Genomic DNA, 12,580 nt, shown 5'->3' with positions numbered 1-12,580 from the left:
AAGTTCATGATAACATCTAACACTGTAAGGTTCAATCTAACGGTGTTAGATTAGATCAATATTAACGAAGAAAGTAGTGATCCACATGGATGCAGAAAACCTCCATTACTTTGAAAAAGCACCAATCGCCAAAGCTGTAGCTCACTTTGCTGTCCCGATGATGCTAGGCACGTCAATGAGTGTTATTTACTCCATCTTGAATGCCTATTTCCTTGGCACACTGGGTAATACGGCAATGTTAACCGCACTCGCATTAACTTTACCTTTATTCGCGGTCATCATGGCCCTTGGTAATTTAATTGGTATAGGCAGCGGTACATTCATCTCCCGTTTGCTGGGAGAGAAAAAAGTCGATGAATTGAAGCATGTATCTTCATTCGCCTTTTACAGTAGTTTAGTTCTTGGACTTATTGTAATAGCTGTTGGCCTTCCTTTGATCGAACCAATCGTTCATGGGCTGGGAGCAACGCCAGAGTCCTTCGGATTTACGAAAGAGTATGTCACGATTATGCTTATGGGTTCACCCTTCGTCATCTTATTCTTCACCCTGGAGAATATCGTGCGCTCAGAAGGTTCAGCAATGACTTCTATGACCGGTATGATTCTCAGTGTTGTTATAAATATTATCCTCGATGCACTATTCATTTTTGTCTTCCATTGGGGCGTGATTGGCGTTGCATCTGCTACCGTCATCTCCAACTTGGTTGCGAGTGCATTTTACGCATTCCATATGAGTTATAAGAGTCAATTCTTAACCGTCTCCCTGAAATGGTTCAAGGTGACGAAGGACATCCTGAGTAATGTGTTCAAAATCGGTGTTCCCGTCTTTGTGATGAGTGTCTTCTTGGGTGCAATGTCGCTTATTCTTAACCTTTTTCTTGTCGAATATGGGGATCAGGCCGTTGCTGGGTATGGAATCTCATCACGTTTATTGCAATTTCCTGAGTTTATTCTGATGGGTTTGTGCGAGGGAGTTGTGCCGTTGATTGCCTTCTCATTCACAGCGAACAAATTACGCATGAAACAAACGATTGGATTCACGATCAAATCTATTTTGGGGTTAGCCATCCTGTTTGGGGTTGTCGTCTATCTGATTTCCGACCACTTGATTGGTTTATTTACGACTGACCCGCAATTAATTGAAATGGGTAGCTACATTCTTCATGTAACCTTTTTATCCTTGTTCATTACAGGAATGACTTCTTTGTTTATGGGGATTTTCCAAGCAACAGCCCAAGGAACCGCCGCGTTTGTTATGTCCATCATTCAAGGAGTTACGTTAATTCCTGTATTGTATATCGCTAATCAAATGAATGGCTTTCATGGAGTGATCTGGTCACTCGTTATTGCGGATGCCGTGGCGTTCCTAGTTGGGGCCATCATGTTATATGTTTTGCGGACCAAATTGCAGCCGGATCTGGAACATTTGGCACAGTAGTTAACGTATAACACGCAAAAGGCAGGATAAGGGCGCTCCCTGACCCTGCTCTTTCATTTCGAAATGACAATTATCTATCTAACGATACTAGGAAACTATAACTGTAACTGTTATAAGGAGAGCTTGGTCAACATATGTTCTATTTCATCCATATACCCATCCACTGTAATACTTCTCGGAGCAAACAGAAATCGTAGTGATTGTTTCCATTCCGAGCCTGCAATAGAGGTTGGTAACATCGAATGTTCTGTATTAGAGAAGATTTTCACATGAAGCAAGGAAGATGGCTGAATTCCTTTACGGTATGCTTGCTCTGTATCAACAATGTCCACATTCACATCATCTTCTCCAAGCAGAAGTAGTACAGGGGTTTTGAAATGATGTAAATCCGCCGTGGCATCTGAAGCAAAATTTTTCTTTATGAAGTTCCAGCGTTCTTTGGAAATCAGATCATCCTCTCGAGCAATCTTGGTGTACTCTTCATATGTGCCATGTTTCTTTAAAATCTCTTTAATCTGGTTTTCATAATCGACCTGATTTTGAATCTCCTCCGTGGAATAACTATCTTTCGCCATTTGGCTGCGTGTGTTGTATTCTCCCTGTTCCAACCAGTTTATCGCGGGTGATACCAAGATACTGAAGGCAAGTTGTTCTTTGCCAGCAAGCTTAGGAATGACCCAGCCTGCTTGGCTGGCACCCCATACGCCTATTTTGGAATCATCAATGATGGATTGTTCTTTCGCCCATGCAATAGCTTGCTGTGCCTCCACAACACGATCATCCATGCTTTGATCTAGCCAGTTTCCCTCTGAACCCCCGATTCCCCGTTTATCTAGCGACAAGGATGCATACCCGATCGATGCCAGTCGCTCCCACAACGGTTTGTATCCCTCACCATGAGTAGAGTCTATCGGACCGTCACCGTGAATAAACAGTACTAAACCTAGCTTGCCTGAATGGTGTTTGGGTACAGTCAGTGTACCTGTTAACTTGCCCTGTGGAGATTGAATTTCAATGGATTGTTCCACCATGTCAAAATGATTTTGATCGACTATGTACAGTCCTGCACCAACCATCAATAAGATTGCCATAATAACTGAGATGTATTGTTTTCTCCATTTAAACATAAGAATCTCCTTTGTAAATCATGTAATGCCATTGCTTTTCGCCTAATAGTAGGCCGGTCAGAAAACTGTTTGTGCTATACTGCTTGCGAAATTGATAGCGTTCATATAACTGTATCGCTTGATAATTCTGACTTGCCACATGCAAGCTAAGAAATGACATTGATTTGGATTGCAACATATATTTCTGTGCCCATTGAAGCAACTGCGTACCAATTCCCTTGCCTTGGTGCTGTGGATGTACAACCAGATCTTCCACATAACATTCGCCTAATGTAGGAGTATGCTTCAGCAGATGTAGACCAGTTATTAACTGAAGCAGTTTCCACATGCCAACTCTATTGCACTGGCTCCACCAATGAGGATTGGCACGAACGCTTGTTATTGCTGCTCTGTTATCTGCTTCCTGCCATTTCAAGCACATGGTGCCAACAATCTCCTCATTTTCACGAGCAATGACTCGAAGAGTACTTTGTTCCATGGGCGGATGATTGAGCAACTGTTCGAATACGTAAGCCAGATCATAAGTGGACAATGAAGTGATCTTTTGAAATTTGTGTCCAAAACCATAAGCCATGAGTTCAGCAACAGCTTGATGAAACTGTGGACAAACGGGTTCTATCTGAATGGAAGTTGTCACTGTGTGCCTCCCCTACTCGATCATTTGTAACAATAGCTCATAATGAAGCTTTTCTGGTGTGAATAAAGATAAATAAGATTTCTCTACCATAATAAGTGGACCGTGATACGGATAGCCCTGGTGTTCTGCATAAGCATAAAATTCGTTGATATGTTCTTTGAGTTCAGCTTCAATTTGTACATATACATGACGAGAAAGGTATTTTCCTCTAGGCAAAACCAAATCGTTCGCTCCCTCCTTTTGTGTATAAATTCCTACGGTTTCCGTCTCATCGTACGCATAATGGATGTCGGCTTCAAATAAATTGGGAATGTTTTCTTTATGTTGGGTCAGTTGCCTTGCTTGCAAGTACCCTTGCGCTTCCATATGAAACCACAGGGATAAGTGAATCTCCTCACGAGTAACAATATAATAAGTCACTTGATCCTCAAGTGGGATATGCTTTTTCTCATGCAACAACTTGCTGATAAGGTGCTTTGTGTGCTGAAGCTGAGTGATAGCTGCTTCCGTGTCTGCCAACGCTTGGCGAAATAATACTGTAATTTGATCGGATGTCAGATTACTCAAACATTCCTTGATCATTTGAACAGATAGTCCCATTTTGCGAAGCAACAGTATATGAGATAGACGGTAAATTTCATCTACCCCATACATCCTGTATTGGTTTTCTGCTATATAAGCAGGGTTCAACACCCCTTTTTCTTCGAAGTATCGAATTTGATGTACAGAGACTTTCATCAGCTTTGCCAGCTCGCTAATCGTAATTTCATCACTCAACCAATTCACCACCTTTGCTGTTTTTCATATTACTAGCATAAACCTTAGGTCTGACCTAAGGTCAAGTCTATATTTTAGTCTCTCCTGATAACAAAAAAAACCACGGCACCAGATTCGGTACCGCAGTTTATTAATCAATCATGCTATTGAATTTGTTTCATGTAAGATTTGAATTCCTCGGCGATTTCTTTGTATTTCGTATGATGCAGGTAATGTGAACCTTCCATCGGAATCATTTTTCCCTGTGCGGATTGTTTCACTTGCTCCTCATGTAACGGAATCCACTGAGGATTTTGCTCGTTATTGGATTGAACGAAGAGCAGCATCGGCAGATCACGAGGATACGTGAGTTTTTCTCCATTTTTGAAATTGGAACCCAGATGTTTAAGCTCATCTACTAATGTCGGATTTGTCGAGACTTGATTCGAAATCAACTTCATCTGTTCTTTGGTATGTTCATCATAGGCAAGTGATGCATATGAATCACCACTCACTTTATTGAGTACTCTCATTAAGCCTGATTTTTGAAGGAATTTCATTAAGTTCAAAGGTAATTTAACATCCATGCCAGGTTGATTCGGAACACTGCTATCGATCCCGACAAAAGCAGAGACTTCATCCGGATACGTGTTCACATAAGTCGCCGCGTACAGTCCCGTGATGGAATGCCCCATCAGAATATAACGATCTATACCGAGCTGCTGTACAGCTTCATGAATTTCACTAACAATATTCTCGGTGGTTCTCTCCGTTTCGGTTTGGTCACTTAACCCATAACCGAAAGGCTCAATCGCCACAACTTTGTAATCAGAAGTTAATTCATCGATTAACAATTTGAAATCAAGTACTGGTGACGGTGTTCCTTGTCCGGGAAGTAGCACGATGGTTTGTTCGCCGCTACCTTGAATGGATACATTCATATTTTTCCCATCAACATTGACATATTGGCCGTACGATTCAATTTTCTTTTTCTCTGCCCCATTACTTATCGTATGAACGACAAACGTGATGCCCATGAACAGCACCAGCGCGCCGACAATACCACCTATTATTTTCAACCATAAGTACCGTTTTTTACGGCCCTTAGTCCCCGTTGTTGTTACATCCACTGCTTCTGCCATATCCATCTTCTCCTGTCCTTTATATCTGTAGAGCCGCTCTTGCGACATAGGTATAGTGTAACCATGGAAGATGTCCCCTTCGTGACGGGAATATGAACGGAGTATGAACTACAAAAAAAAGAGAGCTGCTTGTTGAAAGCAGTTCTCCATAGGATAAGACAGTTTTAGTGGTCCAGGAACACAAGCTGAATGAAGAACAATACCGCAAAAATGTAGAAGATTGGATGAACATCTTTACCTTTTCCGCGAAGCAGCTTAAGTACCGGATAGAAGATGAAACCTACGCCGATGCCTGTCGCAATACTATGCGTCAATGGAGTAAGGATGATAATCAGGAAAGCAGGAAATGCTTCTTCGAGATCATCCCATTTGATTTTGCTGATAACGTTAATCATAAAGTATCCAACAATAATCAGTGCCGGAGAAGTAATCGCTGGAATGCTTGATATTACACTTACGATCGGTGTGAAGAACAAGGTCAGCGCAAGCAGCACACTTACCGTTACAGCTGTCAGTCCCGTTCTTCCCCCTGCAGCTACCCCTGTGCTGGATTCGATGTAAGCCGATGTTGGACTTGTTCCGAGCAAAGCACCGCTGGTTGTTCCTACGGCATCTGCCAATAATGCGCCACGCGAGCGTGGAAATTTACCTTCCTTCAGCAATCCTGCTTGTTCAGCAACGCCGAGCATCGTGCCCGTCGTATCAAACAGCGTGATCAACAAGAAGGTAAATATGATTGTATATAAGCCATTCGAGAATACCCCTGCCAGATCCAGTTGCAAAGCCGTTGAAGCGAGGCCTTGTGGCATGGATACAATCGATTCCGGCATTTGGAATAGTCCCATGATCCAGGCAAGTATCGCTGTTACCACCATTCCGATGAACAGGTAACCTTTCACATTATAAGCCATCAGCACAACGGTAATAATCAATCCGATAATGGTCAGATAAGCCATTGGCTCAGCCAAGTTCCCGATCGTAATCAAATTCGATTCTGAATCGGCAATAATTCCGGCATTTTGCAAACCTACCGTTGTAATAAACAATCCGATCCCTGCTGTTATTGCATGTTTTAAACTTACGGGAATTGCATCAAGCAACATGTAACGGAATGAAGTAAGCGATAAAATAATAAACAAAATCCCTGCTATAAATACAGCTCCCAGTGCAACCTGCCAAGTCACGCCATATCCGGCAACTACACTATAGGCAAAGAATGCATTCAGACCCATACCCGGTGCGATGACGATTGGATAATTGGACCATAGCCCCATAATCAGAGTTCCCACAATACTTGCCAGTACCGTTGCTATGAATACTCCGTTAAAGTCCATGCCTGTGCTGCTGAGTATTCCTGGGTTTACGATAACTATGTATACCATTGTGAAAAATGTTGTAACCCCTGCGATAATTTCTGTGGGGATGGTCGTGCCTCGTTCTTTAAGTTTGAACCATTTGTCCATGGTAAAGCCAGCCTCCAACTTTCAAATTATACTCCTAAGCTAAAAACAAAAAATCCTAATCTTCATATAGGATTGTAATATTGTCGCTCCTATATTCGTTGTTAGGATTTAAAGATTCAACAGCTAAGCTCTAAACTAAACATAAAGATACTCATATCTGTTTTCAACCTGAAGTCCATTTCGTATTCTAATTAAAATCACATGCAATGTCAATGAATTAACGATTTGTTCACAGTTATTTACGAACTATTCAGACATTATATCTTGTATTCATTCGTTTTTAGAATAGAGTAAGTACGTATCGCTCAATGTCTGCAATATATGAAGAAAGACTGCCAGCAATGTTTACTGACAGTCTCTTGCTTAATTCGTAGTAGGTTTCTCTTCATATTCGCTGGATAATTCTTTTAGCGATTTGATTTTGCCATGGGGATGCTGTCATTCCTGGACAACTTTATTCTGCATGCATAGGTAATAAGAGAATTAGGCAAGCATATAAGACAAATTAGATATCGGTTTTTAGAGCAGGAATGCAATAATATAGACATGCCACAACTGGAGGTTAATATATGAACAAAGTAATTTTAAATAATGGTGTTGAGATGCCTATTCTCGGCTTTGGTGTGTTTCAGATTGCAGATGCAAACGAATGTGAACAAAGTGTTATGGATGCCATATCGGCTGGGTATCGTCTCATTGATACTGCTGCCTCTTATCTAAACGAGGAAGCTGTGGGCAGAGCGATCAAACGTAGTGGCGTGGCCAGAGAAGAATTATTTGTCACGACGAAACTTTGGGTTCAGGATACGGGTTATGAACGTACCAAACAAGCATTTGAAAAATCTTTGGAACGATTGCAATTGGACTATTTGGATTTATATTTAATTCATCAACCTTTTGGAGATGTACATGGCTCTTGGCGTGCTATGGAAGAGTTGTACCGTGAAGGAAAAGTACGTTCAATCGGAGTGAGTAACTTCCAACCGGATCGTCTGATGGATTTGATTCTGCAAAACGAAGTAACCCCTGCTGTAAACCAGGTCGAAACTCATCCCTTCAACCAGCAGATTTTAACTGGACAATTCATGAAAGAAAATAATGTTCAGATCGAATCTTGGGCACCATTTGCTGAAGGAAAAAATGACTTGTTCCAAAATGAGGTATTGGTATCTATAGGTGAAAAGTACAACAAATCGGTTGCTCAAGTGGTTTTGCGTTGGTTAACACAACGTGAAGTCGTTGTAATTCCAAAATCGGTGCGTAAAGAAAGAATTATTGAGAATTTCAATATTTTTGATTTTGAATTAAGCCAAGCAGATATTGAGTCGATTACTGCACTAGATACCAAACAGAGCCTATTCTTCTCCCATAATGATCCTGAAATGGTGAAATGGATCAGTAATCGCAAACTAGATATTTAAGCCTATCTATCCAATTTAACTATCTATTCCTTCTCTTCACGGAGAGATCAAAAAATCCGATTCCGGCATCACGGAATCGGATTCTTCATTTATTGTAACCTCAATAATATAGAGAATTCAGAAGTTAATTGGCAGTACCCAGATTAATCAAGCTGACCTCGGATAATGAGACGGTTGTGTTGCCATCTTGCACACCATCAATGTTACCCAGATCAAATGAAATTCGAGTATTCCCATAGCTGTCTTCTGTTGCATCAAAAGTAAACGTGAACTCCTGTTCTTCTGGAGTCAAATCAACTCGTGCCCCAAAGAAACCATGCCATTCATAGTTGGCAGCTGCATCAACCCATCCAATCCCCAAACCCAATTTCCTGGACGTCTTTGCTTTGGCTTTAAACGTCAATTTATATTTAAAACCTTGCTGTATGCCAAATCCTTCATTGATGACTTGACGATCCCATGGATGCTGCCCTGCATGACCAATCTTGGCTTGAAGCTGTTGATTGTTAACTTGCATCTCAAGGTCCGCTGCATTACCGTCCGCATGGGTAAACCAGCCGTCCTTACCTTTGGAGAAGTCTCCATTGGGAATAAGGTTTACATGAGCTGGCTGACCTCCTTGATCTGCATTCGGATTAACTTCATATAACTGGACGTTATTGATGTGAATCGAGTGTTCACCTGTAGATAGCGGATATCCTAATCCAAATGCAAGCATAGCTGCCGAATCCGAGGTATCTCCCATGGTGAAGGTATAACTATACGACTTTTGATCCGCGGTTAATTCCACTTCTTCTTCAAAATACTTCACAAAATCCCCTGCATTCTGAGAAAGAACCGCTTGCATGGATTTAGGACTTGAAGCAGATGCCTCGAAGGTAAGTCGATACGTTTTGTTTGCATCAAGTTTGATCTCATCTTGTTGCAACAAAGCATCCCACCACTGTTCACTTGTACCAGGCAAATTAATCGTTAATCCTTCGCCCTCTTCATGTGAGGCTGTCAGATGATTAGGAATTAGCTCCCAATGATTCAGGTCAGCTGTTAGCTCACTGTTCTGAATTTTGTTTTGTGAAATATCCACCCAACGTGTATTATAATCTGCTCCTTCAAAATTCACATAATAGGATTTGCCTGCTGTCAAGTTGACCCCTGGAAAATACACCGTTTTATAAGCTTGCCATCCACCCGTGTCTCCGAGACTCAGGTCTGATTGTGCAACGGTTGTACCTTGTTCATCCTGGATGCTGAACTGAACCTTGGAATCACTTTTTCCACTGGCCATTCGGGCAGACAGAACATATACTCCGTCGTGAGCTACATCGATTTTATATTGCAGCAGATCTCCCTGATCCATGTAACTGACATGTTTTCCTCCTTCTACGGAGTCCTCCAGTTGTAAGCCCTGCATCATCCAGGCTTCGGTTGCAGGTACATGTGCGTAGCCATTCACTGACAGAGGTTTTCCGCGTTTCGTCAGACGAACATTGTCCACATATACCTTACCTTCAGAACCGCCAAATAACAGTCTTAGCTCGGATTGTGCGATTGATGCTCCATCTCCAATGATGATTTCTCCGGTGAATGTTTTCATTTCTTGGTTCAAGGAGAGGTTTTGTCCTTGATGAACCTGTACCGTATGCCCATTACTGCTGACAACATCAATGTCGATGCTTCGCGGTGTGTCTGCCTTGGCATCTAAGGAGAAACCATACGTTGTATTCGCTTCCAGCTTCAGCTCCGGTTGGTTTACCGAAACTTGCTGTGGGTCACCATTCGTTTGAGTAACATCAACAACCAGTTGACGCTCCATAATCGGGAATTTCGAAAAGTTATTTACACTAATATTGGCTGCCGCACTGTCCTGAATGCGGCTTGACCAGAATCCCAGACGCTCCTTGCCTTGATCGAATGTGCCATTGTAAATAAAGTTGCCATCAGGTAGCGCGTTTCGTTCGACAGTTAACGGATCAGCCTCACCCACCTCGATCAGTCTAACATTGGCCAGCCAAACGGTTGTATCATCCAGCCCCAGATTAAATTCGAATCTGGCATTGTTATCCGTGCCATCCCGCATATTGAAGGTATAGTCATATGATTGCCAATCTGTCGTGAGTGCAAAGGTGTTATCACCCGAATAATTGGTCCAACTTTTTTCAAATTGGTTCAGTTTGGACATGATTGTACGGTTAGCAGATGCTTTCGCATCAAATTGTATCTTGTACTTTTTGTTTTTCTTGATGTACATCGGCATCTGAGTGAGTTGAACCGAGTAGTTTTCAGTACCCGATGCATCAATGGTAACTTCTGCTGCTTTCCCTTTCTGCTCATCCGTTACAACTTTGACACTGCCAGCTCCATCAGCATTTGTGATGAATTTCCACTGAAGAGGCACTCCATTGTCTTCAGACCCTTCCGCAAAACGATCATTGTAGATTTGATTGCCATCGGCTTGTAGTTCCCGCTGTTGCGCAGGCTCGATGGGATTTGTTGTTACATCAGGCCATGTGTCTAGATTTTTGTAAGAATATACTCGCACAAAATCAACATTCATCTTTTCGGAAGTGAAGTTGCTTTCAGGTGCCCCCGGCCAGTCTCCTCCAACTGCCAGATTCAGAATCAGATAGAATGGACGATCAAATGGTGCAGGGAACGTATAATACTCGGGTTGGCCCGCGGCCTTCGTTTGCCAGTTAGTCACTTCATGATGCAGCTTTCCATCCACATAGAAACGAATCATACCCGGCAACCATTCCACCTGGAAATCATGATAATCGTCAGCAAAAGTTTCTCCCTTCGGAAGAGTAAGGCTTCCCTGATCATGTCCATGGGAGCCGTCAGGCTTCACACTGTCATAATGCAATGTGCTATATACCTTGTTATTACTCTCTTTGCCACCAATTAACTCCATAATATCGATTTCTCCAGAGGCAGGCCATCCACCATAATGTGCTTCATCTGTTGGCATCATCCATATGGCAGGCCACATGCCTTTTTCAATCGGAAGCTTTGCACGTACAACTACTTTACCGTAGGTCCAGTCGCCTTTTCCCATGGAGATCAGTTTGCCAGAGCTGTAATCTTTACCGTTTTTCGGCCCCTTTTTTGCTTCAATCTGCAACACGCTTCGATTCTGATCTTTCGTAATGCGAGTGTTATCCGGGCTGTAATATTGCATTTCATTGTTATAAACGAGTCCTGTATCCTGTACGGTCCATTTGGAAGAATCAATCCCAGGCCCGTTAAACTCATCATTCCAGACCAGCTCCCATTGATCATGCGGAATCGTTGTTGCTGGGACCGGTTTTTCGCCCGACGGATTGCTTGGTGTTGATGGTGTAGACGGTGATTGCCCGTCTGGAGAAGATGGTGTAGGTGTGCTTGTCACATCTGTTGAACCACCAGGCTGCGCTGAAGCAGGTTGTTGAGCCTCACCCACCATGGATGTGCGTAATCCTTGTTTTGCTTTCTCTCCGTTGATCACAACATCAATGGCGTCTACACTCAATTTTTGGATCTTACCTTTGGTATCCATTCGAGTCTGACTCGCTTCTGCATGAATATTCATGGAATCAATCAGGCTGTTTGAAGAGATCTCCAGAATGGATTTCTGCTTTACATGCATCTCCTGAATGTTACTTTCTTCCGTAATGGCAACTCTGACGGGTTCCCCACGTTTGTCAACGACTACTCGATTCAGCTTGGAGTTGCTAATGTTGATGGAATGACTGCCTCCACCTTTAATGATGACACTTCCTGTAACCGTTACGCCCTGAAGCACAACAGAACCCTCGCCAATGCCTTCTGCCAGCAGCAGATTTCCATTGACAACTGTATTTTTCAGCGTGATATCCGTTGATTTAATAATCAAGTTGCCATCTACCCGGGACTCATATATACCAGGAGCACTTTTTACATCAGCAATCATCGCCGACAACATTGCTGCCGTCTCTGCTCGTGTAATCGGGGATTTGGGATTTAATTTGCCTTGGAAGCCTTTTAGAATATTTTCGTTCACCAGATAGGTAAGCGCTTTCTTTGCATAATTGGAAATATCATCTGCATCCTCAAATTTCAATCCTTCACTATCTTCATTTGTAGCAACTGAAAGTTGAAAAGCTCGATCAACCATAACCGCTGCATCTTGGCGTGTAATCGGTTGTTGCGGTGACAGATGTTCACGGTCTGTCCCTTCGATGATGCCAGAACCATTCGCTCGTACCATGACGTCATAGTACCAATCGTCTGAAGTCACATCTGCATATGAGCCAGTCGCCGCATTACCGGTGAAACCAAAGGCTCGATCCAGAATCATCACGAATTCAGCTCGGCTAATGACCTGACTGGGCTTGAATGTACCGTCCGTATAACCTTTCAATAAATTCAAGTCTTGCATGCGTGTAACTGCAGATTGTGACCAATGCCCGGTCAGGTCTGTATAGGGAACAGAGAAGTGCAGGCTTTTCGCCTGCACATTTCCCACCTCCGCTTGACCCTGTACACTTTCTGCTCCAGCAGTTGCTGGATAAACGAGAGAAGCCATTAAACTCCATGCCACCATACATGCCAGTCCTTTTCTCATCCTTCTTCCTCCCT

General features: G+C 42.7%; 8 protein-coding genes. 2 read left to right on the top strand and 6 right to left on the bottom strand.

Annotated elements, in window-relative coordinates:
• Window positions 1–85: 85 nt before the first annotated feature.
• Entirely contained in the window at window positions 86–1,438 is a 1,353-nt protein-coding gene (locus MKY44_RS14080) for an MATE family efflux transporter (protein WP_341007555.1), read from the top strand.
• A gap of 110 nt (window positions 1,439–1,548) precedes the next feature.
• On the opposite strand, the gene MKY44_RS14075 is transcribed toward MKY44_RS14080, so the two are convergent.
• The 5 genes from MKY44_RS14075 to MKY44_RS14055 form a co-directional block, all read right to left on the bottom strand.
• Window positions 1,549–2,565 (bottom strand): alpha/beta hydrolase family protein, encoded by a 1,017-nt coding sequence (locus MKY44_RS14075; protein WP_341007554.1) that lies wholly within the window; start codon window positions 2,563–2,565, stop codon window positions 1,549–1,551.
• A complete protein-coding gene (locus MKY44_RS14070) occupies window positions 2,558–3,202 on the bottom strand; it encodes a GNAT family N-acetyltransferase (RefSeq protein WP_341007553.1) in 645 nt (214 codons plus the stop codon). The genes MKY44_RS14075 and MKY44_RS14070 overlap by 8 nt, the downstream gene beginning before the upstream one ends.
• A 12-nt stretch (window positions 3,203–3,214) precedes the next feature.
• Window positions 3,215–3,979 carry a helix-turn-helix domain-containing protein gene (locus tag MKY44_RS14065; protein WP_341007552.1) on the bottom strand — a complete coding sequence of 255 codons (765 nt, stop codon included), beginning with the start codon at window positions 3,977–3,979 and terminating at the stop codon, window positions 3,215–3,217.
• Window positions 3,980–4,122: 143 nt separating this feature from the next.
• Window positions 4,123–5,100 (bottom strand): alpha/beta hydrolase, encoded by a 978-nt coding sequence (locus MKY44_RS14060; protein ID WP_341007551.1) that lies wholly within the window; start codon window positions 5,098–5,100, stop codon window positions 4,123–4,125.
• A 164-nt stretch (window positions 5,101–5,264) separates the two neighbouring features.
• Entirely contained in the window at window positions 5,265–6,563 is a 1,299-nt protein-coding gene (locus MKY44_RS14055) for an NCS2 family permease (protein WP_341007550.1), read from the bottom strand.
• 569 nt (window positions 6,564–7,132) lie between these two features.
• On the opposite strand from MKY44_RS14055, the gene MKY44_RS14050 reads away from it, so the two are divergent.
• Window positions 7,133–7,984 (top strand): aldo/keto reductase, encoded by an 852-nt coding sequence (locus tag MKY44_RS14050; protein WP_341007549.1) that lies wholly within the window; start codon window positions 7,133–7,135, stop codon window positions 7,982–7,984.
• Window positions 7,985–8,108: 124 nt separating this feature from the next.
• Here MKY44_RS14050 and MKY44_RS14045 read toward each other — a convergent pair whose 3' ends face one another.
• Window positions 8,109–12,566 (bottom strand): carbohydrate binding domain-containing protein, encoded by a 4,458-nt coding sequence (locus tag MKY44_RS14045; RefSeq protein WP_341007548.1) that lies wholly within the window; start codon window positions 12,564–12,566, stop codon window positions 8,109–8,111.
• Between the last annotated feature and the right edge of the window lie 14 nt (window positions 12,567–12,580).

Origin of the sequence: Paenibacillus sp. FSL R7-0026 (assembly GCF_038004485.1) — a bacterium.
Lineage (GTDB): Bacteria > Bacillota > Bacilli > Paenibacillales > Paenibacillaceae > Paenibacillus > Paenibacillus xylanexedens_A.
The sequence above is the reverse complement of the archived record's forward strand: the minus strand, read 5'-3'. Positions and strand labels throughout refer to the sequence as shown.

What these genes read in the sequence shown, in the direction of transcription:
- MKY44_RS14080 (WP_341007555.1), top strand. Translation starts at nt 86, where the DNA reads ATGGATGCAGAAAACCTCCATTACTTTGAAAAAGCACCAATCGCCAAA.
- MKY44_RS14075 (WP_341007554.1), bottom strand. Translation starts at nt 2,565, where the DNA reads ATGTTTAAATGGAGAAAACAATACATCTCAGTTATTATGGCAATCTTA.
- MKY44_RS14060 (WP_341007551.1), bottom strand. Translation starts at nt 5,100, where the DNA reads ATGGCAGAAGCAGTGGATGTAACAACAACGGGGACTAAGGGCCGTAAA.
- MKY44_RS14055 (WP_341007550.1), bottom strand. Translation starts at nt 6,563, where the DNA reads ATGGACAAATGGTTCAAACTTAAAGAACGAGGCACGACCATCCCCACA.
- MKY44_RS14050 (WP_341007549.1), top strand. Translation starts at nt 7,133, where the DNA reads ATGAACAAAGTAATTTTAAATAATGGTGTTGAGATGCCTATTCTCGGC.
- MKY44_RS14045 (WP_341007548.1), bottom strand. Translation starts at nt 12,566, where the DNA reads ATGAGAAAAGGACTGGCATGTATGGTGGCATGGAGTTTAATGGCTTCT.